The 24,043-nt window shown below is 41.7% G+C and carries 21 protein-coding genes; 9 read left to right on the top strand and 12 right to left on the bottom strand.

What is annotated here, in order from left to right; translation table 11 throughout:
• Positions 1–1,320, bottom strand: coding sequence for an RIP metalloprotease RseP (rseP, locus tag CAPGI0001_RS02450; protein WP_002666196.1), 1,320 nt, complete (start codon positions 1,318–1,320; stop codon positions 1–3).
• A gap of 246 nt (positions 1,321–1,566) precedes the next feature.
• Between rseP and CAPGI0001_RS02445 the strand changes: the two genes are divergently transcribed.
• A complete protein-coding gene (locus CAPGI0001_RS02445) occupies positions 1,567–2,187 on the top strand; it encodes a hypothetical protein (protein ID WP_002666340.1) in 621 nt (206 codons plus the stop codon).
• Between the two features lie 69 nt (positions 2,188–2,256).
• Here the strand turns inward: CAPGI0001_RS02445 and CAPGI0001_RS02440 are convergent, their stop codons facing one another.
• From CAPGI0001_RS02440 to tyrS, 7 genes are all read right to left on the bottom strand, one after another.
• Positions 2,257–2,928, bottom strand: a complete 672-nt coding sequence (locus tag CAPGI0001_RS02440) for a YiiX/YebB-like N1pC/P60 family cysteine hydrolase (RefSeq protein WP_002666190.1) — start codon at positions 2,926–2,928, stop codon at positions 2,257–2,259.
• A gap of 34 nt (positions 2,929–2,962) precedes the next feature.
• Complete coding sequence (locus CAPGI0001_RS02435) at positions 2,963–3,448, bottom strand: nuclear transport factor 2 family protein (RefSeq protein ID WP_002666204.1); 486 nt, start codon at positions 3,446–3,448, stop codon at positions 2,963–2,965.
• 27 nt (positions 3,449–3,475) lie between these two features.
• A complete protein-coding gene (locus tag CAPGI0001_RS02430) occupies positions 3,476–4,675 on the bottom strand; it encodes an acetate/propionate family kinase (protein ID WP_002666337.1) in 1,200 nt (399 codons plus the stop codon).
• Between the two features lie 37 nt (positions 4,676–4,712).
• Complete coding sequence (locus tag CAPGI0001_RS02425) at positions 4,713–5,141, bottom strand: DUF3127 domain-containing protein (protein WP_002666184.1); 429 nt, start codon at positions 5,139–5,141, stop codon at positions 4,713–4,715.
• A gap of 401 nt (positions 5,142–5,542) precedes the next feature.
• Complete coding sequence (locus CAPGI0001_RS02420; RefSeq protein ID WP_002666320.1) at positions 5,543–6,103, bottom strand: threonine/serine exporter family protein; 561 nt, start codon at positions 6,101–6,103, stop codon at positions 5,543–5,545.
• A complete protein-coding gene (locus CAPGI0001_RS02415) occupies positions 6,090–6,863 on the bottom strand; it encodes a threonine/serine exporter family protein (RefSeq protein WP_002666251.1) in 774 nt (257 codons plus the stop codon). The genes CAPGI0001_RS02420 and CAPGI0001_RS02415 overlap by 14 nt, the downstream gene beginning before the upstream one ends.
• A 39-nt stretch (positions 6,864–6,902) precedes the next feature.
• Positions 6,903–8,198, bottom strand: coding sequence for a tyrosine--tRNA ligase (gene tyrS / locus CAPGI0001_RS02410; protein WP_002666199.1), 1,296 nt, complete (start codon positions 8,196–8,198; stop codon positions 6,903–6,905).
• A gap of 180 nt (positions 8,199–8,378) precedes the next feature.
• Between tyrS and CAPGI0001_RS12580 the strand changes: the two genes are divergently transcribed.
• Both CAPGI0001_RS12580 and pepT read left to right on the top strand, forming a co-directional pair.
• Positions 8,379–9,101, top strand: a complete 723-nt coding sequence (locus CAPGI0001_RS12580; RefSeq protein WP_002666336.1) for a hypothetical protein — start codon at positions 8,379–8,381, stop codon at positions 9,099–9,101.
• Between the two features lie 96 nt (positions 9,102–9,197).
• A complete protein-coding gene (gene pepT, locus CAPGI0001_RS02395) occupies positions 9,198–10,439 on the top strand; it encodes a peptidase T (protein WP_002666327.1) in 1,242 nt (413 codons plus the stop codon).
• A 124-nt stretch (positions 10,440–10,563) separates the two neighbouring features.
• Here the strand turns inward: pepT and CAPGI0001_RS02390 are convergent, their stop codons facing one another.
• The gene (locus CAPGI0001_RS02390) at positions 10,564–11,400 is read right to left on the bottom strand and encodes an OmpA/MotB family protein (RefSeq protein ID WP_002666219.1); all 837 of its coding nucleotides are present in this window, start codon (positions 11,398–11,400) and stop codon (positions 10,564–10,566) included.
• A gap of 328 nt (positions 11,401–11,728) precedes the next feature.
• Here CAPGI0001_RS02390 and CAPGI0001_RS02385 point away from each other — a divergent pair, with 328 nt between their 5' ends.
• Positions 11,729–14,656 carry a M16 family metallopeptidase gene (locus tag CAPGI0001_RS02385; protein WP_002666216.1) on the top strand — a complete coding sequence of 976 codons (2,928 nt, stop codon included), beginning with the start codon at positions 11,729–11,731 and terminating at the stop codon, positions 14,654–14,656.
• A 69-nt stretch (positions 14,657–14,725) separates the two neighbouring features.
• On the opposite strand, the gene CAPGI0001_RS02380 is transcribed toward CAPGI0001_RS02385, so the two are convergent.
• Positions 14,726–15,946: an MFS transporter gene (locus CAPGI0001_RS02380; protein ID WP_002666381.1), complete on the bottom strand. Its 1,221-nt coding sequence runs from the start codon at positions 15,944–15,946 to the stop codon at positions 14,726–14,728.
• 133 nt (positions 15,947–16,079) lie between these two features.
• On the opposite strand from CAPGI0001_RS02380, the gene CAPGI0001_RS02375 reads away from it, so the two are divergent.
• From CAPGI0001_RS02375 to CAPGI0001_RS02355, 5 genes are all read left to right on the top strand, one after another.
• Entirely contained in the window at positions 16,080–16,670 is a 591-nt protein-coding gene (locus tag CAPGI0001_RS02375) for an outer membrane beta-barrel protein (protein ID WP_002666197.1), read from the top strand.
• A gap of 58 nt (positions 16,671–16,728) precedes the next feature.
• Positions 16,729–18,255 (top strand): glutamine-hydrolyzing GMP synthase, encoded by a 1,527-nt coding sequence (gene guaA / locus CAPGI0001_RS02370; protein WP_002666330.1) that lies wholly within the window; start codon positions 16,729–16,731, stop codon positions 18,253–18,255.
• Positions 18,256–18,313: 58 nt separating this feature from the next.
• Positions 18,314–19,702, top strand: coding sequence for a dipeptidase (locus CAPGI0001_RS02365; protein WP_002666277.1), 1,389 nt, complete (start codon positions 18,314–18,316; stop codon positions 19,700–19,702).
• Between the two features lie 184 nt (positions 19,703–19,886).
• Positions 19,887–21,680 (top strand): AMP-dependent synthetase/ligase, encoded by a 1,794-nt coding sequence (locus CAPGI0001_RS02360; protein WP_002666176.1) that lies wholly within the window; start codon positions 19,887–19,889, stop codon positions 21,678–21,680.
• 11 nt (positions 21,681–21,691) lie between these two features.
• On the top strand, positions 21,692–22,375 hold the full coding sequence (locus CAPGI0001_RS02355) for a cell division ATP-binding protein FtsE (protein ID WP_002666243.1): 684 nt from the start codon (positions 21,692–21,694) through the stop codon (positions 22,373–22,375).
• Here the strand turns inward: CAPGI0001_RS02355 and CAPGI0001_RS02350 are convergent, their stop codons facing one another.
• Positions 22,376–22,969 carry a ribonuclease HII gene (locus tag CAPGI0001_RS02350; protein WP_002666195.1) on the bottom strand — a complete coding sequence of 198 codons (594 nt, stop codon included), beginning with the start codon at positions 22,967–22,969 and terminating at the stop codon, positions 22,376–22,378.
• 4 nt (positions 22,970–22,973) lie between these two features.
• Complete coding sequence (locus CAPGI0001_RS02345) at positions 22,974–23,948, bottom strand: long-chain-fatty-acid--protein ligase (protein WP_002666379.1); 975 nt, start codon at positions 23,946–23,948, stop codon at positions 22,974–22,976.
• Positions 23,949–24,043: the final 95 nt, after the last annotated feature.

Here is a 24,043-nt window from a genome sequence, read left to right as displayed (position 1 = left end):
TTATTTCCCGCCAGTGAGCCAACGATAGATATCATTTCCATTGGCATAGATAAGCAAAGCAAAAACGATAATAATTCCTACCATCTGGGCATATTCTAATACTTTCTCGCTGGGCTTGCGGCCTGTGACCATTTCATAAAGAAGGAAGACAATATGGCCTCCGTCGAGAGCAGGAATAGGGAGTATATTCATGAAAGCCAAGATAATGGAAAGCAAGGCTGTGATTTCCCAGAAATGCAACCAATCCCACTGAGGAGAGAAAAGTCCTGCCATGGATCCCAATCCGCCTACTTGAGAAGCTCCCTTCTTGGTAAAGATATACTTGAACTGAGTGATGTAGTCCCTGAGCGTCCAATAGCCAAAGCTCACCCCTTCGGAGATAGCTTCAGAGAAAGAATAACTCCTATGAGTGCTTCCTGTATCATAGAAGTGGGCTGCAAAGACCCCTAAGATACCTTTGTCAGGAGTGATGGAGACACTTTGTGTCTGTCCTGCTCTGAGCACCTCAATAGTGTTTTCCCCTTCGGTAAGATGTCCTTTTACTTGGTCGAAGAACTCGATTGGATGTCCGTTGATACTTACCAAACGATCTCCCTTGAGAAGACCTGCCTTTTGAGCGGCAGACCCGGCCATAACTGAATCAATCTCAGTAGTACGGCGCTTGTAGAAAGGAATAGGTGAGCGGTCATTGCGGAATATCTGCATGCCTAAGCTATCAGGTACAGCAATGGTAACCACGTGTCCATCAGGTTTTTGCACAGTGATATTCTCCACATGGCGGGTGAGAATCATTTTGTTGATAGCAAAAGTATTTTCCAAGTCTTTTCCATTGACTTTCAGAGGAATATCCCCATCGGTGAAGCCATAAGATTTCAGTGTTTCGCTTACCTCATATCCATGAGGGACATCCTTAGAAGTAAAGATATCCTTGCCCCATACACTGAAAATCATAGAATAGATGAAGAATCCTAAAAGTAAGTTTACCACAACCCCTCCGATCATGATAATCAGGCGCTGCCAAGCAGGTTTGCTACGGAATTCCCAAGGTTGGGCAGGCTGTGCCATCTGTTCCTTGTCCATACTTTCATCAATCATACCCGCGATTTTGACATATCCCCCTAAGGGAAGCCAACCTATTCCATAAACAGTTTCGCCTATCTTTTTCTTGAATAGAGCAAACTTGATATCGAAGAACAAGAAAAACTTCTCCACCTTGGTCTTGAATAACTTGGCAGGAATAAAGTGACCTAACTCATGCAGTATCACTAAGATAGATAAGCTCAGTACCAGCTGTCCTGCCTTGATTAAAATAGTTTCCATTATAATAATTTTAGTGTGCAAAAATAGACTTTTTTTTGATATTAGAGGCCAAAAAACCTGTTAATTTCAATACTCGATGATTAACGATTGAGGATCAATGATTAGGTGGGGAGTTAAGTTATTGTTTCGATTAAGAGTGTAAATATTGTTAAAAAACATATTTTATTCTTAATAAAAGGACTAAAATTTTGAAATGAGAGGAAAGAAAAATATCTTTGCACCGAATTAAAATAAGAAAGATTAATTATGAAGAAAATAGCATTTATTCTACTGATTACTGCAAGTTCTTTTGCTTCAGCACAGGTGATAGACACCCTAAAGACTAATGTCAGCAATGAACAAGCAATAAATGAGATGAAGACAAACTTGGAAGCACAAAAAGAAGCTTTGGAAGCAAAAGAGTTTGCCATTAAACAAGAAGCCGCTAATAGAAAATTAGCAGAAAGAGAACTAAAACTCAAGGAAAGACAACAAAAAGAAGCCGAGAGACAACAGAAACAAGCCGAAAAACAGCAGAAAGAAGCTGAAAAGTTGCAGAAAAAGCAACAAAAACAATTAGAAAAAGAGCAGAAACTCAAAGAAAAACAGCTCAAACAAGCAGAAAAAGATGCTAAAGCAGCTCAAAAACGAGAAACAAAGAAGCTAAAGGTACAAGATAAATTGGCTAAAGCTCAAATAAAGAAAAACAAAGCGCAAGCAGATTATGACAAGCAAGATCTGAAGCTAAAAACAGAACTTTCCAGAGGAAACCTCTCTGCAGAGAAAGAACTGAAGTTGCGAACCAAACTGCTAAAGAGCAAGTCTAAGCTCATCGATGCAGAATCCAATGTAAAGAATTTGGAAATAGAACTCCAAAGATTAAAATAACAGTAAGTTTTTTAGTCATAAATTTAATTTTTAAAATTGAAAAAAGGCACTTCACAAGGAGCGCCTTTTTTATTTTGGGTAGGTATTGATAATAATCTCGAAGTACTGAGGGTCGTAGAGTGTTCGCATGGTATAGAAGGCCTCTTTTCTCTTTTTGTACTCAGTAGGAAAGGAGACAAGATGGAGGTCATGGTCGAGAATTTGGTAGATAAGCTCACTGCAATAGAGCTTGGAAGGCTCATCGATAGTGCCGATATGATCAAAAGGTATCTTTAGAGAAAGATAATACTTAGCCCTGCTAACAATCTCTTTTCCCTGCTCAGGAGTAATCTTTTTGGGGCGTACCACCAATAACTTTTCAGGCATGGAGTGTCTTAGGAAATCGTGTAGAGACTGGGACTGCATGCCATCGATAGGGCTTACGTCCGAAGAGAGTGAATGAATCACCCGCCATTTGTTGTTTTCCCGATAGAGAATAGCCGAATGAGTGACATCAAAAAGAGAATCATTCAGTTTTTGGGAGATAATATCGCTGAAGAAGCCATAGCCGCGGCGTAAGATAATATCCCCTTCCTCAAGCAGAGCGAGCTGCTCGGGGGTAAGGCGTATAATAGAGCTATTGCGAGTTACCTGTTTTTTCTCTTGTAGGGTATCCACCCAGAAGAAAAGGCGAAATCCTCCCCAAAGGAAAAGAAACAAAATCCCAAAACAAAGGAAAAATAGGCGTATTCTTCGATTCATTTTGGGATTTTAAATCAATTAAAAATAGAATTTTTTACATAGCAGGGATGGAATCCTGAGCAGGCTCGCCCTCATGTTCGTGAGGTTCATCACCCATATCAGCATCATCCGGATGAGCGTGGTCATCGCCTTCTTCTCCAGGAGCACCATGCTCTTTATTGCCCTGTTCCTTGTTGATAGAAACAAGCCATTTGCCATCTACTTTTTTTAGGTCAAGAGATTCCTCCTTATCAGAACCTTCGGACTTGTAGTATACCTTAGCCTTGTCACCATCTTCCTCTACTTTGGTAATGGTAAAGGATTTGATATCTTCAGGTTTTGCTTTTTCTCCTTTGGAGAATCCTTCCAAAACCCCAATGAACTCAGCAGTTTCTTTATCACAATACTTTTTAGCCTCTTTGAAATCGGCTTTATTGATTGCTTTTAAGAATTTTTCAGCAACTACTTTAGGAGAATTTCCAGAACAAGAGGCCAAAAGAAGGCACACGAGTAGGGAAAAAGTAAAAAGGATTTTTTTCATAAGATAAAAAATTACAAGATTATACAATTATACAAGCGACAATACATCACGAGCTATCTGAATTTCTTCATTGGTAGCTACGATAACGATTTTCACTTTACTATCAGGGGCTTGAATTTCCACGATATCACTTGGGTGATTAAGAGATTTGTTCTTTTCAGCATCGATTTTCACACCTAAGTATTCCAAATCTTCGCAAACCAACTGGCGAATGATAGAGGCATTTTCTCCTAATCCAGCAGTAAAGATAAGTGTATCTACCCCATTGAGTGCAGCCGCATAAGCACCAATATATTTTTTCACACGATAGGCATACATATCCAAGCAGAGGATACCATTAGGATCTCCTTTTTCAGCTAAAGCCTCGACATCGCGGGCATCGGAGCTGCCAGTGATTCCCTTCATACCACTTTCGTGATTGAAGATTTCGGCAATCTCGTCATTGGAGAGTCCTTTTTTGCCTAAGAAGAACACTACAGCACTATCGATATCTCCACAGCGGCTTCCCATAAGGAGTCCTTCGTTGGGTCCGAATCCCATAGAAGTATCGATACAATGTCCTTGAGCATCGACAGCTGCCATACTTGCCCCATTTCCTAAGTGAAGTGTAATGTTTTTCAGATGAGGGTTGTTGAAGTGGCGTCGGGTACGCTCGTCCACATACTTATGGCTGATTCCATGGAAGCCATAGCGACGGATTTTGTCCTCGGTATAGAAGTGGTTAGGGATGGCATAGCGGAAGGCCTTTTCGGGCATAGTCTGGTGGAAAGCCGTATCGAAGACCACAAAGTTTTCAGTTTCCTTAGGGAAAATCTTTTGAGCCGCTTCGATTCCTATGATACTTGCAGGGTTATGCAGCGGAGCCAAAGGAATCATCTTGCGAAGTTCCTCCATAACCTGAGGAGTTACACGCTCAGGAGCCGTGAATTTTCCTCCGTGAACGACCCTGTGTCCTATATACTTTACCTCACTGATGGAGTGGATCACCCCAATTTTTTCATCGGTAAGATAAGCGGCCATTTCCTTGAAAGCTACTTCGTGATTGTCGAAGTGCATTTCCTTGCTCACCTTATTTTTTTGACCATTTTCCCAATATTCGTGAGAGATTTTACCTTGTTCTAAGCCGATACGTTCGGCAAGACCCTTAGCCAATACAGTTTCGGTATCCATCTCGATAAGCTGATACTTAAAGGAAGAGCTACCGCCGTTGATAACGAGTACTTTCATTCGTTCTATTTTTTTAATATCAATTGTTAGTAAAGATTTAGAAAGGTAGTCCATCGTCCTCCAAGTCATTTCCAGAAGGTGCTACTGCGGGTTGAGCGGTAAAAGTAGTTCCTCCTTGAGGTGCTTGGGCAGGAGGTGGTGGGGGAGGGGTCGCCTGAGTAGAAGCCTGAACAGGTGCTTGAGCTTGAGCTTCTACATTAACAATACGCCAAGCAACTAAGGAGTTGAAGTATTTTGTTTCCCCCTGAGGGTTTGTCCATTCACGGCCACGCACATCGAAAGTAACCTTGACTACTTGTCCAGGTTGGTATCCATTGAGCAATTCGCAATTGCCTTGAGTAAACTCAAGGGAAATAGTCTGCGGATATTGTTCCTCAGTTACGATAATAAGTTCTCTTTTACGGAACCCATTTGCTCCATATTCCTGAATGGGAGTAATGAGTTTTATACGACCTTGTAATTCCATAGGGATACGATTTGTATATAATTAAATTAAAAATAAAAGTTGCGACAAAGTTACTAAAAAAAAGCGAAATAAAGGGTAGTTTCGAGGAAAAAATATTTTTACATAAGGAAGGACTGTTTTTATCTATTAATTCATCACAGGATAGTAGTTTTGTATATTGTTAGGATATTTTTTCGAAAATATCTCTTATTGGTCACTTCATCCTGAGGACTTAAGAAGTCTCTTTTTTAGTGAAAGATTCCTAAAAGAGGATCTCAAATCACTTGTTCTCCCTTAGAGAGTTATATAAAAGTCGTTGACAAAGAAGATATCTTCCTTTACTATCAATCGTTTGTTCCAGAGAATAAGTCCTTGGCAAGCTTAGCTACCTTCAATAATGAAATTCTTAGACACAGTGGACTTTAATGAGGTGTTTTTCTCTCTCGCTTATAGATACGCTTGATTTTTCTTGCAATAAACTTATTAAGGTCTTTGTCCTTGACCGAGTAAGTGTTGAACAAGAGTACCGGAGCGATCACCCCGAAGGCTAAGCCTAAGGTGATAAAGCCTGTCTGGAGGGCAAGCTTGATCGTTTCAAAAATGGTTTCCAAGGTTTGGTTATGCTCATGGGTGATCGTTACAATCTTGATCAGTCCCATCATGAATTCATATCCCGATTTCCCAGGAATCATATTGATTACAGCCGGAATAGTAAAGACCATAGGAGGAGTGTGTACCCTATGGGCAAAGTACATTCCCAAGAAGCCCACTACACAAGCTCCTACAAAAGAGGCAATGACCACCTGATCAGGAATCAAGGTTTTGATAAGCAAAAACTTAGTGCTCCATCCGATAGCCCCCAATAGTGCTGTTGCCCACAGTGCGCGGCGTGGTGTGTTGAACAAAAGCGCAAAACCAATAGAGACCCACATAGACCAAAAAATACGTTCGGCCAGTAGGGCGAAAGCATCAAAGAAGTTCATAACCAAAGATAAATAAAGAGAGATAAAACCCGATAGAAATCATAAAGATAAGCATCATCGCATAAGCGAGCTTGGCTATACCCGCGACTACATAGCCGGTGAGTAGATCAATAAAGCCATTGATCAGCGGCACGCCAGGGATCAGCCATAACACACAGGAAGCCAGTGCATTTTTGTATTCTTCGACCCCTAATAGGCGGAATCCATTCACTACAGAGACAGAGATAAAAGCCGCCCAAGCCCAACAGATAAAAATATTGAACTTTCTCAGCTGTAAGATTCTTCTGCCAGCCAATCCCAATAGGGTAGCCAAGAAGGACATACCAAATTCCAAATAGCTATTGTGATGATCCCCGCCGAAGATGTATGCCAAGGAACCTCCTGCCAAGGAGACGAAGAACCACATCAGGTACATATTGTAGTGTGATTTTCCCTTGATATAAGCTACTTCACGCTCTATGACATTGATAGGGAGCTTCTTCTCCAGGATACGCCAAGAGAGAATACTGATATCCGAAATCGCATTGAAATTGACCCCATGGTGAGGAATACTCTTAACGACGGTTTCCTTTTCTCCTGTGGTATTGTTATACAGAGTAAGAATGATAGCCGAAAAAGAGTAGAAGATGTCACAGCGATAGTTTAGAGCCCCAGCGATTCGATTCACATTCCTAAGAACTCTACGTGTATTTGCCCCTCCAGTGATCAATACAAAATTGATATCGGCTAAGAGCTGAGCCACACGTTCTATTTCTTTCATGGTTACTATTGAATGATTTTTTGTGTTTTTACTTTAGTTTTATTTTACGATGATAAGGAAATAATTCTTTTTACCACGCTGAAGAAGGATAAAGCGCTGGTTGAGCAAGTCCTTTTCGCTCAGGCAGTAGCCTTCAGTCACTTTTTCTTTGTTCACCGAGATAGAGTTTTCCCCCAGTGCACGTCGGGCTTCGGAATTACTTTTGATAAATCCTGTTTTGGCAGAGAGTGCAGCGATCATATCCAAGCCATTTTTAAGGTCATCGAGAGCTATCTCGGCCTGAGGTACTCCATCGAACACCTCAAGGAAAGTCTTTGCATCGAGCTTCTTGAGATCCTCGGAGGTAGAGTTGCCAAAGAGAATCCCAGAGGCCTGTACGGCTTTTTCCCATTCCTCTTTTCCATGTACCAAAAGGGTAAGTTCCTCAGCCAATTTGTTTTGCAAGATTCTCAGGTGAGGTGCTTGGAGGTGCTCGGCGGTAAGAGTCTCTATTTCCTCCTTAGGGAGCATGGTGAAAATCTTGATATAGCGCTGGGCATCAGCATCGGAAGTATTGATCCAGTATTGGTAGAACTTGTAAGGAGACGTTTTCTCAGGGTCGAGCCATACATTGCCCCCTTCTGACTTACCGAACTTGGTACCATCGGCCTTGGTGATCAGAGGGCAAGTAAGGGCATAAGCCTTTCCTGAAGCCTTGCGGCGGATTAGCTCCGTACCCGTGGTAATATTTCCCCATTGGTCAGAGCCCCCCATCTGGAGAGTTACCCCTTTTTCTTGGTATAAGTGAAGGAAATCGAAGCCTTGTAGGAGTTGGTAAGAAAATTCAGTAAAGGACATACCCTCGGTATTCTCGTTGGGGTCAAAGCGTTTTTTTACGGAATCTTTAGCCATCATATAATTCACAGTAATATGCTTACCGATATCACGGATAAAGGAGAGGAAAGAAAATCCCTTCATCCAGTCATAGTTGTTTACCAATTCAGCACGGTTGGAAGCGGTACTTTCAAAATCAAGGAATTTGGCTAATTGTTTTTTGATACCCGCTATATTGTGAGCTAAAGCCTCCTCAGTGAGTAAGTTTCGTTCTGTAGATTTCCCAGAAGGGTCTCCGATCATACCTGTAGCCCCGCCTACTAAGGCATAAGGCTTGTGACCACAGTTTTGGAAGTGGCGGAGCATCATCACCCCCACCAGGTGTCCTATATGGAGAGAGTCCGCTGTAGGGTCTATTCCCACATAAGCGGCGCGAAGCCCTTCTAATAAGTGTTGTTCAGTCTCAGGCATGATATCCTGAATCATGCCACGCCAGCGTAATTCTTCTACAAAGTTTCTCATTTTTTTCTTCAAGGAATTAATAAGTGGCAAAGTTACGAAAAATAATGATTCATTTCTTAATAATATTTGATTAATTTTAAAAAGAAGACATTCTGCCACTTGTATCCAATTTCTGAAAATAAATGCGTTTAGAGATTGTATTTATTTAAATAAAAACGTATCTTTGCGAAAAATATAATAATGAGAAAAGCTAAATATGGGAGCTATGTAATAGGATTGTGGTTTGTGTTACTTATTGTAGCTTGTCATCATCAAAGAGATAAAATAATAACTTTGCAAGAGGCTGAAGAGAAGGTGCTTTCATTGCCCTTGACGCAAAAAATAAATGAATATATTGATAAATTCTCAGATGGGAAGCATGGGGTATCTATTCTTTCAGACAGCCTTTTGATAGATAACAAATACTTCTATGAGCTACAAATAGGATATAATTCCCCAATTCGTTATGAGACTTATTATACGCTCTATGTGAATAAGAGTAATGAAGAGGATATTCGTATTATGGAGCCTATTTCAGGGGAGATTATTCCTCTTTCTCAATGGAGAGAAGATACATCTTCTTACGAAAATCCTTCAGAAGAGGTGTCAGATAACCTATCATGTGATGAGCTACTTACCCAAATAGTACAATCTTCTAATATCACACTGATAGTGAAGTCTTCTGACTGTTATGTGGTGCAAGATAGGGTAGAGAAAGATGCTATCTATGCAGGAGTGTATACTCCTACAGAAGGAGAGAGCAAAACAATGGTCTTAGCTTGGATAAAATACAATGTCAGAGAAGCTAAATTGTATGATATTACTAAAGATCCTGATCAGCCTATAGAACTTGATTTTGATAAGAAATTGCCAGTAGGATATGACTTCGAATCACAATGTGGGGCAAATTCTCAAAGAGAATAAAAGGTTGTTTTAGGAATCCATTCAGTGAGATGAAAGAAGCAAAAAACATTTGGTTTTTGAAAAATAAGTAAAAATGAACTCTATTAAATTTTACCTATGGAAGAGAAAAAAATTATAGACCGTTTTATCCGCTATGTGAAGGTTGATTCACAATCGGATCCAGAGGGGACAGAGACCCCCAGTACCCAGAAACAATGGGACATTGTACACCTTTTGGTAGAAGAGCTCAAAGAGATAGGCCTTTCGGAAGTAGAGGTTGATCAGTATGGCTATATCATGGCTACCTTGCCTTCTAATGTATCGCATACAGTGCCTACTATAGGCTTTATTGCTCACTATGACACCTCACCAGACTTCTCTGGAGCGAATGTAAATCCACAGTTTGTACATAACTACGATGGGGGAGATATAGTGCTCAATGCAAAAGAAAACATAGTACTTTCCTCCTCTTACTTCCCAGACTTAAAGAAATACATAGGCCAGACAATCATCACTACCGATGGGCTTTCTCTCTTAGGAGCTGATGACAAGGCAGGGGTGGCAGAGATCGTATCGGCTATGGAATATCTTTTGGCACATCCTGAGATTAAGCATGGGAAAATCCGAATAGCCTTCACTCCTGATGAGGAGATCGGGAAGGGACCCCATAAGTTTGATGTGCCAAAATTTGGTGCCCAGTGGGCATATACTATGGATGGTAGTCATATAGGAGAGCTTGAGTATGAGAGCTTCAATGCTGCAGGGGCTAAGATTCATATCAAGGGAAAGAGTGTGCACCCAGGAACTGCCAAAGGGCGTATGGTCAATGCTGTACTTCTCGCCAGTAAGCTTATAGAAGCACTTCCAGAGAATGAAATCCCAGAACGTACAGAAGGTAGAGAAGGATTCTTCCACGTGATGAATATCAAAGGAGATGTAGAGAATGTGTATATCAACCTGATTATCCGTGACCATGATCGCAATAAGTTCAATGCCCGTAAGGAACTATTAAGCACAATCGTGAAAGACTTCCAACAGAAGCACAAAGATGCTGTCTTTGAGTTAGAAGTAGAAGATCAGTACTACAACATGCGTGAGAAGATAGAGCCTGTAATGCATATAGTAGAGATAGCAGAGCAAGCGATGAAGGATGCAGGGGTGACACCAGTGATCCAAGCCATTCGTGGAGGTACCGATGGAGCGCAGTTGAGCTTCAAGGGCTTGCCTTGTCCTAATATCTTTGCTGGAGGAGTGAACTTCCATGGTAAGTATGAATACCTACCTGTTCCGAGCTTATTCAAGGCCATAGACGTGATCCTAAAGATAGTAGAACTCACAGCTAAGAGGAGTGAACAGTAAGCAGTGAGGAGTGAACAGTGAGCAGTTGTTATTGCTCATTAATCATTAATCATTAAAAAAGAGGTTACTCAAGGGAGAGTAACCTCTTTTTATAGTTGAAGTATAACTTAAATCATCTTGTCAATTAGTTGATTTTAGGGTCTTTCATGCCCTGTTCGATCATGTTGTAGAACTGGTCGAGCTTAGGAAGTACCACGATACGAGTACGGCGGTTTAGTGCACGTCCGTCAGCAGAAGCATTGGAAGTTACAGGGACATATTCTCCACGACCAGCAGCAGTCATACGGCTGGCAGTTACCCCGAAATCATTCTGAAGGATACGCACTACGGCAGTAGCTCTAAGTACGCTCAAGTCCCAATTGTCTTTGATACAAGTATTTTTGATAGGCACATTATCAGTATGTCCTTCTACCATGAACTCGAAATCAGGCTTGTTGTTCACTACCTTAGCGACCTTGCCAAGTACCTCACGAGCGCGAGGAGTTACATTGTAGCTACCACTGCTAAAGAGCATTTTGTCGGAGATAGATACATATACCACCCCTTTGTCCACTTGTACAGTGATATCCTCATCGTCCAAGTTGCCCAAAACTCCTTTAAGGCTCTGAACAAGAGCTAAGTTGATAGAGTCACGACGGGTAACAGCATCTCGTAAGTTTTTGATAGTAAGATCTTTTTCTTTGAGACTTTCCAAAGAGCGTTCCAAGTTGTCAGCTCCTTTTTGAGTAAGTATGGTCATGTTGCCAAGGTTGGTCATGAGTCCTTCGTTGTTTTTGGCCAACATTTCATTTTTAGACTGAAGTAGTTCCTTGTCCTTAAGGCAGCTATTGAGCTTTATAGTAGCTGTATTAAGCAAGTCTTCAGTTGTTTTTAGTTGTTCTTGTACTGCGCGGAACTTTTTGTTGGAGACACAAGAGGTCATCACCAATCCGCCTAACAAGAAAAGTACCATTTTTTTCATACGTAATTCTTTTTAAAATTTTTTGTGGACGCAAAGGTACGATTTCTTATGGAATAAAACCCTATAGAAAAGGATATTTAAAAGTTAAATCTCTTTAAAACTTTTGAGGTGCTCTTAAAAAAAATTAATTTCCTGCGTTAAAACGAAAGAATCGAGATTTTATTTTTGTAAATGATATTACTATAATATTTTTTATGAAAAATATTGTAATATAAACTTTTGAAATATAGGGAATATTGAAAAAAAATCATAAATAAGTAAAAAGATGAATTTATTTTTGGTAGATAGCAAAAAAAATATTAATTTTGTTGCTCCAAATTTTTTACGTATGTTGAAAAGAAATTTATTTTTAGGAATCTCGGCAATAGCCACTTCACTGACAGGGAATGCACAGGACTATCAGTGGAAAGAGGCTCAGAGTGGAGGGTATACGTATCGTTATGTAACGAATGACCCTACCAATGCCCGTTTTTACACCCTCAAGAACGGCCTTACGGTCATTCTCAGTCCTACTAATAAGGAGCCACGTGTACAGTGCTATGTAGCTGTGAGAGCAGGGAGCAAGACCGATCCGGCGACCAATACAGGATTGGCTCACTACTTAGAACATTTGCTTTTTAAAGGTACCGACAAATATGGTTCTTTAGATTGGGCAAAAGAGAAAGTAGAGCTTGATAAGATAGATGCGCTCTATGAGAAGTACAATAAGACCAAAGATCCTGCCCAGCGTAAGGAAATCTACAAGGAAATAGACAGAGTCTCTGGGATCGCCAGCAAGTATGCTATAGCCAATGAATATGACAAGATGATGTCCGCCATGGGAGCCCAAGGAACTAACGCCTTTACCTCCTTCGAGCAGACAGTCTATACCGATGATGTACCTGCCAATGCCCTTGACAAATACATAGCCGTACAAGCGGAGCGTTTCCGCAACCCTGTATTGCGAATCTTCCATACCGAATTGGAGGCTGTATATGAGGAAAAAAACCGTTCGCTGGACAATGATGGCAGTTTGGTACTGGAAACACTCCTTGCCAATCTTTTCAAAAAGCATAACTATGGGCAACAGACTACCATAGGTACAGTAGAACACCTGAAAAATCCTTCTCTCATAGAGATACGCAAGTATTTCAATACTTACTATGTGCCTAATAACATGGCGGTGATTCTTTCCGGAGATTTCAATCCAGACCATGCTATCGCCAAGATCGATAAGGCTTTTTCTTATATGAAAGAAAAGTCCGTACCTGAGTACACCTTCGCTCCAGAGGATGCCATTACCTCCCCTGTGATCAAAGAGGTAGTAGGACCTGATGCGGAGAGTGTAACCATCGCTTTCCGCTTGCCTAGCAACCAAGACAAGGATGCAGCTTTGGCCAACTTGGTAGGTTCTATTCTCACTAATGGAAAGGCTGGACTTATTGACTTGAACTTGGTGAAGAAGCAGAAACTTCTTAAAGCAAGTGCTTACTCTTACCTATTGGTAGACCATGGACTATTGTATATCTCAGCTTCTCCTTCGCAAGGACAGTCTTTGGAGGATGTTAAGAAATTGGTACTTAACGAGATCGAAAACCTCAAGAAAGGAAATTTCGATGATGATCTTATTCCTTCGATAGTAAATAATATCAAAAAACACAAGATACAACAGACAGAATCTTATGGGGATAGAGCTTATATGCTTATGGATGCCTTTACTGGAAAACTCAATTGGCGCGATCAAGTCGCCTATGTGAATGACCTTTCGAAGGTGACTAAGAAAGATATCATGGATTTTGCCAACAAATATTTTGGTAACAACTATGTAGCTGTGCTAAAACACAAAGGAGAACGCACTGATATAGAAAAAATAGAAAAGCCTACCATCACACCTGTAGAGACCAATGCGGATAAACAATCTGCTTTTGTTAAGATGATTAACCAGATGCCAAGTACTCCTGTGGCTCCTGTATTCTTGGATTACAACAAAGACCTACAGAGATCCAAATTGGGTAAGGCAGAGGTATATTATGTACAAAACAAAGAAAATCAGCTATACCGATTGAACTTCCGCTACAAAATAGGTACCCTCAATGATCTAAAGATGGGACTTGCAGCACAGTATATACAATTCTTAGGAACAGATAAGAAATCCGCAGAGCAAATATCTAAGGAATTCTACAAAATCGCTTCCAGCTTCAGGGTACATACTGCTGATGAATACACCTTTGTTACTATAGAAGGATTGCAAGAAAACTTTGAAGCAGCAGTGACCCTCTATGAGAATCTGATACAAAACCTAAAGGCTGATGATCAAGCTCTTGAAGCCCTTAAGGCAAGAATCCAGAAATATCGTTCAGATGTCAAGGCCAATAGAAACCAAATCATGCAAGCCCTTACCAGCTATGCACTCTATGGACCTAAGAACAAGTACAATCACGCCCTTTCTAACGCAGAGATAGCTTCTACAACCTCCCAAGAGCTTGTCGAAAGGCTCAAGAAGCTCAATGATGTAGAACAAATAGTTATCTACTATGGACCTGCTACCATGGGAGAGCTTACCTCTAAGCTATCTTCCCTACACAAAGTGCCTGCCACCTTTGCTAAAGTAGCTCCTGCCAAGGTATTCAAACAAGTAGAGCAAACTAAGAATCAGGTGCTCTTCACCGATTATGAGATGGTACAAGCCGAGACACGCTGGATTCGCAATACTGTTCCTTACAATCCAGCAGAAAGTACAGTAATCAAAGTATTCAACAACTATTTTGGTGGCAGTATGGGGTCTTTGGTATTCCAGACCATTCGTGAGAGCAAAGCTTTGGCTTATAGTACTTATGGTATGTATAGAACCCCAAGAAAGAAAGATGAAAAATACTATATGTTGGCTTATGTAGGAGCTCAAGCAGATAAGCTTAAAGAAGCTGTATCCACTATGGATGATCTTCTAACAACTATGCCAGAGCTACCAGCCAACTTAGACTTAGCCAAGGCACAATTGAAGAAAGATATCCAAACAGAGCGTATCAGCCAAGATGATATCATCTATAATTATCTCAATGCGAAAGAATTGGGACTTACCAAAGATATCAGAAAGGAAATCTATCAGAATTTGGACAAGATTACCATGAGCCAAGTGAAGGCCTTCCATGACAAATATCTCTCCAAAAAGCCTTATACTTATGTGATATTGGCTTCTGAAAAGAAACTTTCCAAAGAAGAACTCCAGAAGATAGGAGAGTTCAAGAAACTTACTTTGGAAGAACTCTTTGGATATTAGTTTAGCGCAGTAAGCAGTGAAGAGAAAAAAGGTAACAAGTAGTTCTACTTGTTACCTTTTTTAATAAGTCTACTCCCTCATTTTTACTTTTTTGAGATTGGGGAGGAAATAGGCAATTAAGCCCATCAGAGGGAGAAAAGAACAGACCTTGTAGACAAAGGTGATACTTGTCATATCAATAAGTTTGCCTAATACAGCCGAGCCTAAAGCGCCCATACCGAAGGCGAATCCATAGAAAACACCTGAAATCATTCCTATTTTCTTAGGGAGAAGCTCTTGGGCATAGACCAAGATAGAGGCAAAGGCCGAGGAGATGATAAAGCCAATAAGCACTATTAGAATAGCCGTAGTCTGGGCATCAGCATAGGGAAGCCATAGAGCAAAAGGAGCAGCTCCCAAAATGGAGAACCAAATAATGAACTTACGCCCTACCCGATCCCCGAAGAACCCGCCAATGAGCGTACCTGCTGCTGCGGCACCTAAGTAGTAGAAGAGGTAGAGCTGTGCTTGAGTATCACTAAAACCAAAAGTCTTGATCGTATAGAACTGTAAGTAGTTATTGATGCTTGAAGTATAGAAATTCTTTGAAAAGACCAAGAACATGAGGATAATCATCGAATTGCGAACCTGTGCATGAGTAAGGTCGGGTAGGGGTATCTCTTTCTTTTTGACGGTTTGTGCCTGCTTGAGAAGTTTCTTACGCCAAGTGCCTATAAAGAATAGTATGACAATGGCAATCATAGGGAAGAGAACAAACCATAGTAGGCGTTCTAAGTGGCTCTCCTCTACAAGCTTTCCTTCGACTACTTTTTTAGAAAAAATAATCCATATCACCAGCAGAGGAGCCAATGCTGCGCCTGCATTGCCGCCCAATTGGAAAACTGCTTGCGCAAAAGAGCGCTTGCCCCCAGAGGCTAAGAAAGAGATACGGGAAGCCTCAGGATGGAAGATAGAAGAACCTATTCCCACAAAGACCACCGAACACAATACAAGGGTATAGCTATCTACCCAAGAGAGCAACCCTATCCCCAAGGCACTGAAGGCCATCCCTACTACCTGTGCGTAAGGCTTAGGATGCTTATCTGTATAAGCCCCCACTATAGGTTGGAGGATAGAAGCCGCTATCTGGTAGCAAAAAGTGATCAGCCCTATCTGCGCCATAGAGAGGGCAAACTTACTCTGAAGAGCAGGATAGATAGAAGGAAGTACTCCCTGCAATAAGTCGTTTAGACAGTGAGAGAGGGAGATGAGGATAATGATGAGGTATTGTGTACGTTGTTTTGTCTCCATGCTACATAGATATTTTTTAGTGCAAAAGTACGAAATATCTGTCTTTTTTTCTTTTTCGGGAAAGATTTTTTATAAACTACTTTTATTATTGATATTATATCGTTATCTTTGCCACTTGTAAAAGCCAATTAGCATGAGAATCTTTGTATTTCTTTTATCATTGCTCCCCTTGAGTACTGTTACCGCACAAGAGAGCAATGTACGTATAGGAGCCAAGGCAGGGCTTTCGCTCTCAACTTTTTCCAGAGGTTTCCTCTATCAACAGAATGATTTTTCCTATGTATCGAGCTTCTATGTAGGAGCAGTGCTGGGAGTGCGTACCGATAGAAACATTAGTGGAAAGTTAGAGTTGATGTATTCGGGGCAAGGTTCACACTACAAAGACTCTTACAATGCACAATATGGAGGACGCTATTCCTTAGGCTACCTTTCTATGGGATATATCATCCATTTTCGTTTGCTCGAATTTTTATACTTAGATGCAGGACTGACCACTGACCTATTGGTAAAGAAGGATAGCAAGGTACCTTCCCCAAGAACCTTCGATGTGGCAGGGCTTGTGGGGGTGGAGGCACCTATACTACCTTCATTAAGCCTTGAGGCAAGGGTCAAGTCAGGACAAGGAAATATCAATAATTATACTAATTATTATGGTGGTCAGGCTCCCTTCAATACAGATCTGAAGAACTTAGTCGTACAAATGGGAGTTATCTATTATTTTTGATAGAAGATGAAGGTTGAAAAGAAAAGAATAACTATTTACAAGGATTAACAACTAAAACATGGATAAAGTACTTATTTTAGATTTCGGATCTCAATATACACAGCTTATAGCCCGTAGAGTACGTGAGCTGAATGTATATTGTGAGATACACCCTTACAACCATTTGCCAGAGGGTGTAGAGGATTTTTCGGCGGTGGTGCTTTCAGGTTCTCCGTATTCGGTCAGAGCCAGTGATGCTCCTCATCCTGATTTGTCTCTCTTCAGAGGCAAGAAACCCCTCTTGGCGGTTTGCTATGGAGCGCAATACTTAGCTCACTTTTTTGGAGGAGAGGTAGCACCCTCCGATGTACGCGAATATGGGCGTGCTCACTTAGTCTATCTCAAGGATAATGAGCCTTTTCTCTCAGGAGTTCCTGCCAATAGCCAAGTGTGGATGAGCCATAGTGATACTATCAAGCAATTACCTACAGGCGCAGTACGCTTAGCCAGTACTCCTGATGTGGAGAATGCAGCCTATCGTATAGAAGGGGAGGATACCTATGCCATTCAGTTTCACCCAGAAGTGTATCACTCCACCGATGGAAAGCAATTTCTGGCGAACTTCCTCTTTAAGATAGCCAAGCTGACCCCTTCGTGGACTCCAGACAACTTTATCGAAACGACCGTAGCGGCACTTAGGGAACAAGTGGGCAAGGAGAAAGTTGTTTTAGGACTTTCAGGAGGAGTGGACTCCACTGTGGCAGCAGTACTACTCAATAGAGCCATCGGAGACCAACTGCACTGTATCTTTGTCAATAATGGACTGTTGCGCAAAGGAGAGTTTCAGAGTGTCTTGGCACAATACCAAGGGATGGGGCTTAATATCAAAGGAGTAGATGCTTCAGGAGAATTTCTCTCCGCCTTAGCAGGGATCACCGATCCCGAGGCTAAGCGCAAGACTATAGGACGAGTATTCATAGAAGTATTTGACAAGGAAGCCCACCAGATAACGGATGTTACCTATCTGGCACAGGGGACTATCTATCCAGATGTGATAGAGTCTGTTTCGGTAAAGGGACCTTCGGCGACCATTAAGAGTCACCACAATGTAGGAGGCTTGCCCGACTATATGAAGCTTAAGATTGTAGAGCCCTTGCGAACCCTTTTCAAGGATGAGGTACGCCGAGTAGGAGCTTCTTTGGGGATTCCAGCAGAACTTTTGGGGAGACATCCTTTCCCTGGACCTGGACTGGCTATTCGTATCTTAGGCGATATTACCCCAGAGAAAGTCGCCACCCTTCAGGAGGTGGATGCTATCTTTATCAACTCCCTTAAGGACAACGGTTTGTATGATAAAGTATGGCAAGCGGGAGCAATACTGTTGCCTATCAACAGTGTAGGAGTGATGGGGGACGAACGCACTTATGAAAAGTGTGTTGCCCTAAGAGCAGTAGAGAGTACCGATGGTATGACAGCCGACTGGGTACACCTTCCTTATGAGTTCTTGCAAAAAGTCTCCAATGAGATTATTAATAAAGTGAAAGGAGTGAACCGAGTAGTCTATGATATCAGCTCTAAACCACCTGCAACGATAGAATGGGAATAATCAGAGAATAGATTCCTCTGTCCCTAACAATTCAGAATTGATAATTAACAATTAAAAAATGGATATAAAAAATTACATTGAAGAGAACAAAGAACGCTTTTTAAGCGAGTTGTTTGCCCTATTGCGAATGCCCTCAGTGAGTGCGGATTCTGCTTATAAGTCATCTATAGAGGATACCGCCCGATGGATCAAGGAAGCCCTTCTTGCAGCAGGTTGTGATAAAGCAGAAGTATGTGAGACCCCAGGAAACCCCGTAGTGTATGGAGAGAAACACGTAGGAGATAACCTACCTACCGTGCTGGTATATGGTCACTATGATGTACAACCAGCCGATCCTGTAGCACTATGGGATACCGATCCCTTTGAACCTGTGATTAAGAAAACTGAACTACATCCCGATGGAGCTATTTTTGCTCGAGGAGCCTGTGATGACAAAGGGCAGATGTTCATGCATGTGAAAGCCCTTGAATACATGGTCAAGGAAGGTAAGCTCCCATGTAATGTCAAGTTCATGATCGAAGGAGAAGAAGAGGTAGGTTCTAAGAACTTAGGATGGTTTGTTGAAAGAAACAAAGAAAAACTCAAGAATGATATTATTCTTATCTCTGATACGGGAATCATAGCAAAAGATACTCCTTCTATTACGACAAGTCTTCGTGGACTTAGCTATATGGAGGTAGAAGTAACAGGGCCTAACAAAGACCTGCATTCAGGAGTGTATGGAGGTGCGGTTGCCAATCCAGTGAATGTGCTTTCTAAGATGATTGCCCAGCTCCATGATGAGAACAACCATATTACTATTCCTCATTTCTATGACAAGGTGAAGGAAATCCCAGCAGAAGAAAGAGCCCTTTTTGCAGAAATACCTTTCTCCTTAGAGGAATATAAGAAAGACCTTGGGGTAGCCGATGTACAAGTAGAAAAAGGCTATTCAGTAATAGAGAGTTCTGCAATACGTCCTTCGCTGGATGTCAATGGTATCTGGGGAGGATATATAGGTGAAGGTGCCAAAACGATTATTCCGAGTAAGGCATCAGCAAAAATCTCTATGCGCTTGGTACCTGACCAAGACAATAAGGAAATAGAAGCCCTTTTCACTAAATACTTTACAGAGCTTGCTCCAGAAGGGGTTACTGTAAAAGTAACCTCCTTAGGTGGAGGGCCTGCCTATGCGATGACTATAGACAATGATGGCTACCGAGCTGCTGAAAAAGCTATGGAAAAGACCTTCGGCAAGCGCCCTATCCCTTCTCCAGAGGGAGGTAGTATCCCTATTGTAGCTCTTTTTGAAAAAGAATTGGGTACCAAATCCGTATTGATGGGATTTGGATATGATTCCGATCTTATCCATTCGCCCAATGAGCATTACGGACTCTTTAACTTCTTCAAAGGAATAGAGACCATACCGTATTTCTATGAGTATTTTGTAGAGATACATAAGAAATAATAATGATTTTTTCCTTGAAAAACTTTGACAAGAAACCCCTTGTCAAAGTTTTTTGTTTGATCTCTATTCTCTGTTTTTATCCAATGATTTAGGAGAAGATATCTTTTAAATCATTTAACTTTTCATTTAGATTTATGTGCTGAAAAAACACTAACTTTGCTATTTAAAACGCAAACTAACAGTGATGGATTTAGAGAAATTTCACTTAGTTACCCGATTGGCCTATCAAGCAGCACATTATAAAGATCGAGAGGCCATTCGCTATTGGGAAGAAGGGCAGTGGCGCCCTATGTCTTGGACGGTATTTTACGATAAAATCCAAGAACTTGCCAAGGCATTACTACATCATAAAGTAGGAGTGCAGGAAAAAGTGGGGATTTTTGCTCCCAACTCTCCCCAGTGGACTATGGTGGACATGGCAGCAGCACATCTGAGAGCCTGTGCAGTGCCTATCTATGCTACCAATACGGCTGACCAAGCCGCATATATCATCAACAATGCAGGAATCAGAATCCTTTTTGTAGGAGAAAAAGAACAATATGAAAAGGTAGCACAAATAAAAGAACAATGTCCTGGATTGCAGTGTGTTATACTTTTTAATGAGACACTTTTAGATAAGGAAGATACTTTTGTATTGCCTTTATCTCAATTTGTCAGAACAGGACAAGAGGAAGAATACGAACAGTTACTCAAAGAGCGTGTTGCCCAGCGCAATATGCAAGATATCTATACTATTATTTATACCTCAGGAACCACAGGCAATCCTAAGGGAGTTCTTATTGATTATGAGAATGTAGCCTATCAGTTCATCAACCATGATGATCGCTTGGCAGTAGTAGAAGGGAATGTCTCCCTATCCTTCTTACCTCTTTCCCATGTGTATGAGCGTATGTGGGTCGCCTATGTGCTTCACAAAGGGGTGATCAACTGCTACTTAGATGATACCAATCGCGTAGCTGAAGTGCTCAAGGAGGTACGCCCCCACTATATGTGTGTGGTGCCGCGCTTATTGGAGAAAATCTATACTAAAATCTATGAAAATGTAGAAAAACAATCAGTCCTTAAAAGACTTGTTTTTGCTACAGCAACCAGAATAGCTAAGATACAATTGGGCAGAAAGAAAAAAGGTAAAAAACCTTCTTTCCTCTTGCAGAAAGCGTATAATGTAGCTGATAGAGTTGTTTTCCAAAAGCTAAAGGCTGCCTTAGGGGGGAATATCCAGATGATTCCTTGTGGAGGAGCGCTTTTGGAACCTTCTATAGGGCGCTTTTTCCGAGCGATAGGTGTCAATGTCACCTTAGGATATGGGATGACAGAGACTACCGCGACGGTATCTTGTTGGGATGATCATAAGTTCAAGCTCAAGTCAGTAGGAACACTTGTCCCTAATATGCAGGTCAAAATAGGAGAAAATAACGAGATACTCCTCAAGGGAGGTTCCATCACCAAAGGGTACTATAATAACCCAGAGGAAAATGCCAAAGCCTTTACCGAAGATGGTTTCTTGCGCACAGGGGATGCTGGTTATATAGATAAAGAAGGGAATCTCTTCATCACCGAGCGAATCAAGGAACTGATGAAGACCTCCAATGGGAAATATATAGCTCCCCAACAGATAGAAGGAAAAGTAGGTAAGGATAGCTTCATAGAACAAATAGCCATCATAGCCGATGCACGTAAGTATGTCTCCGCTCTGATAGTGCCCAACTATGATGCGTTGGCTGAATATGCTAAGTCGCTGAACCTGAAGTATAAAAACTATGCAGAGCTGATAAAGAACAGCCAGATAGTGGAGTTCTTCCAGAAGAGGTTACAGAACCTACAGCAAGAGTTGGCTTCTTACGAACAAATAAAGAAATTTACCCTGCTTACCACCCCTTTTTCTATTAATAATGATGAGCTTACCCCTACACTGAAGCTCAAAAGGAAAAATATTTACAAGAACTATTTCCGAGAAATAGAGGCAATGTATGCATAATTAGAACAAACATGGCAAAACCAGTAGTAGAACTTAAGGATGTTTCTATCTTTCAGAGGAAAAACCTTATCTTACACGATATCAACCTCACTATAGAACGAGGTGAATTTGTCTATCTTATAGGTAAGACAGGAAGCGGGAAGAGTTCCTTGCTCAAGATACTCTATGGAGACCTCCCACTGAAGAAAGGCAGTGGTATGGCGGTGGATTTCGACTTAGCTACCCTAAAGGAAGCAGAGATTCCCTATCTGAGAAGAAAGATAGGAGTTGTATTCCAGGACTTTAAGTTGCTTCCGGATAGAACCGTATTTGGTAATTTGGAGTTTGTCTTACGAGCTACAGGCTGGCAAGATGCTCACAAGATAGAGACACGTATCAATAGTGTGCTTACCAAGGTAAAGATGCAGACTAAAATACAGAAGCACCCTCATGAACTCTCAGGAGGAGAGCAGCAACGTGTAGCCATAGCAAGAGCCCTGCTCAATGACCCAGATCTGATATTGGCTGATGAGCCTACAGGAAACCTTGACCCTGAGACCAGTGTGGAGATCATGAAGGTAATGCGAGAGATCAATGACTCCGGACGCTCTATTCTGATGGCCACTCATGACTATGCCCTGATACTGAAGTTTCCTTCCAAGACTATCAAGTGTGATGCTGGGAAACTCTTTGAGGTAGTACAGCGTACGGTATAGTTAGAAATCGAATTTTAGCTGAATATCAATAAGTTGAAATGTTTTCCGATGATGTTCGCAAGCCCCATACTCAAGGATAGCCTCACGATGTTCGCGTGTAGGGTATCCTTTGTTTTTATCCCAATGATACATAGGATATTGCTTGTGAAGGGTTTCCATATATGCATCGCGGTAGGTTTTGGCCAGCACAGAAGCGGCAGCAATACGCATAAAGCGTCCGTCTCCCTTCACTTGGCAGGAGTAGGGAATCTCCTTGTAGGGCTTAAAACGATTGCCGTCCACTACGACAAACTCGGGGGTGAGGGTCAGCTTATCCAAAGCCTGATGCATAGCCTCAATAGAAGCGTTGAGGATATTAATCTGGTCAATTCGCTCAGGGGACAGATGCACTACAGCATAGCTCAGCGCCTGCTCCTCAATGATAGGGCGTAGTAGGTTGCGCTGCTTTTCGGTCATCTGCTTAGAATCATTCAGCAGTGGGTGGTAGAAGTCCTCGGGGAGTATCACTGCGGCGGCGGTGACAGGCCCTGCTAAGCAGCCCCGCCCTGCTTCATCGGTTCCCGCTTCCTGCGGGGAGAAAAACCATTTTTCCATAGGATTAATTTTGTAAAACTAAGAGATTACAACCGCGAATATCCGCCGCATCGAAGCGACCTAATACCTCAAAAGAGCCATCGGGGTAAGCCTTGCCTAAGTCCTGAGTGGCGATAAAGCTACAGGAGTAGTAGTTGGCAAGGTCTATCACATTAATCCCCCCGATTTTGCCATAGGGTAGGGGAGAGAGCGCATCTTCGCTGTCTCGGATTAGGATTTTCATCCAAGGCACCGGATAGAAAAGGCCATTCCCTTGGCTATATGCTTGAGAGAGTAGTTCGGTCATCCCATATTCGGAGTGAATGACCTCCGTACCGAATCCCTTGCAAAGTATGCTGTGTAATTCCTCACGAATCAGCTCTTTGCGTCGGCCTTTCATGCCGCCAGTCTCCATGACAATTGTGTTTTTTAAGGAAAACTGGTATTGTTCCACCAAGTCCAACAGCGCAAAAGAGACCCCCATAAGGAAAATCTTTCGTCCCTGTGTATCCCACACACTAAGCTTCTGGGCGAGTTCCTCCTGATTGTAGAGGTAGAAACCACTTTCCTTCTGAGCATGCCCTATCAAGTCCTCTGCCATATAGATAAGAGAAGAGCCCTTGCGCTCAAGGTAAGAAGGAAGCAGCGCTAAAAAAATATACTCTTCTACCTCTCCATAGAAGTAAGCAAACCCCTTGCGGAAACTCTCTCTGTAAAGCGCAAGAGAGCTTACCAAGTGCCGAGACGTTTGGCTACCAGTGGTGCCACTACTGGTGAAGACCTCCTCAAAAGGTGTGGTAGCGGCATAGACTTCCTTGCTTTTGAAAAATTCTATAGGCAAGAAAGGAATCTCCCAGAGGGTATGCACCGACTGGGGAGTTTTTCCAAAATAATTGCAAAACTCCTGATATACTGCATTGTTTTGGTATTGAAAAGCAAATACAGCTAAAGCCTGTGCCTGAAATTGTTCAGAGGTATAATCGTGAAAGAGGTTATTCATGTAGAAACTAATAGGCGCTTTTAAATTGTGTCACCGTTAGTAACATAATTTTTAATAATTGATTACCAAGGTAAAACCTTTTCGAAAAATAGGGA

This window comes from Capnocytophaga gingivalis ATCC 33624, assembly GCF_000174755.1.
GTDB lineage: Bacteria > Bacteroidota > Bacteroidia > Flavobacteriales > Flavobacteriaceae > Capnocytophaga > Capnocytophaga gingivalis.
This window is presented reverse-complemented; position numbering and strand designations above follow the sequence as displayed.

Coding starts and splice junctions, on each gene's coding strand:
- CAPGI0001_RS02375 (WP_002666197.1), top strand. CDS start 16,080: ATGAGAATCTTTGTATTTCTTTTATCATTGCTCCCCTTGAGTACTGTT.
- CAPGI0001_RS02350 (WP_002666195.1), bottom strand. CDS start 22,969: ATGGAAAAATGGTTTTTCTCCCCGCAGGAAGCGGGAACCGATGAAGCA.
- CAPGI0001_RS02390 (WP_002666219.1), bottom strand. CDS start 11,400: ATGAAAAAAATGGTACTTTTCTTGTTAGGCGGATTGGTGATGACCTCT.
- CAPGI0001_RS02420 (WP_002666320.1), bottom strand. CDS start 6,103: ATGAACTTCTTTGATGCTTTCGCCCTACTGGCCGAACGTATTTTTTGG.
- CAPGI0001_RS02345 (WP_002666379.1), bottom strand. CDS start 23,948: ATGAATAACCTCTTTCACGATTATACCTCTGAACAATTTCAGGCACAG.
- tyrS (WP_002666199.1), bottom strand. CDS start 8,198: ATGAGAAACTTTGTAGAAGAATTACGCTGGCGTGGCATGATTCAGGAT.
- CAPGI0001_RS02445 (WP_002666340.1), top strand. CDS start 1,567: ATGAAGAAAATAGCATTTATTCTACTGATTACTGCAAGTTCTTTTGCT.
- CAPGI0001_RS02360 (WP_002666176.1), top strand. CDS start 19,887: ATGGATTTAGAGAAATTTCACTTAGTTACCCGATTGGCCTATCAAGCA.
- guaA (WP_002666330.1), top strand. CDS start 16,729: ATGGATAAAGTACTTATTTTAGATTTCGGATCTCAATATACACAGCTT.
- CAPGI0001_RS02380 (WP_002666381.1), bottom strand. CDS start 15,946: ATGGAGACAAAACAACGTACACAATACCTCATCATTATCCTCATCTCC.
- CAPGI0001_RS02440 (WP_002666190.1), bottom strand. CDS start 2,928: ATGAATCGAAGAATACGCCTATTTTTCCTTTGTTTTGGGATTTTGTTT.
- CAPGI0001_RS12580 (WP_002666336.1), top strand. CDS start 8,379: ATGAGAAAAGCTAAATATGGGAGCTATGTAATAGGATTGTGGTTTGTG.
- CAPGI0001_RS02385 (WP_002666216.1), top strand. CDS start 11,729: ATGTTGAAAAGAAATTTATTTTTAGGAATCTCGGCAATAGCCACTTCA.
- CAPGI0001_RS02425 (WP_002666184.1), bottom strand. CDS start 5,141: ATGGAATTACAAGGTCGTATAAAACTCATTACTCCCATTCAGGAATAT.
- pepT (WP_002666327.1), top strand. CDS start 9,198: ATGGAAGAGAAAAAAATTATAGACCGTTTTATCCGCTATGTGAAGGTT.
- rseP (WP_002666196.1), bottom strand. CDS start 1,320: ATGGAAACTATTTTAATCAAGGCAGGACAGCTGGTACTGAGCTTATCT.
- CAPGI0001_RS02365 (WP_002666277.1), top strand. CDS start 18,314: ATGGATATAAAAAATTACATTGAAGAGAACAAAGAACGCTTTTTAAGC.
- CAPGI0001_RS02435 (WP_002666204.1), bottom strand. CDS start 3,448: ATGAAAAAAATCCTTTTTACTTTTTCCCTACTCGTGTGCCTTCTTTTG.
- CAPGI0001_RS02355 (WP_002666243.1), top strand. CDS start 21,692: ATGGCAAAACCAGTAGTAGAACTTAAGGATGTTTCTATCTTTCAGAGG.
- CAPGI0001_RS02415 (WP_002666251.1), bottom strand. CDS start 6,863: ATGAAAGAAATAGAACGTGTGGCTCAGCTCTTAGCCGATATCAATTTT.
- CAPGI0001_RS02430 (WP_002666337.1), bottom strand. CDS start 4,675: ATGAAAGTACTCGTTATCAACGGCGGTAGCTCTTCCTTTAAGTATCAG.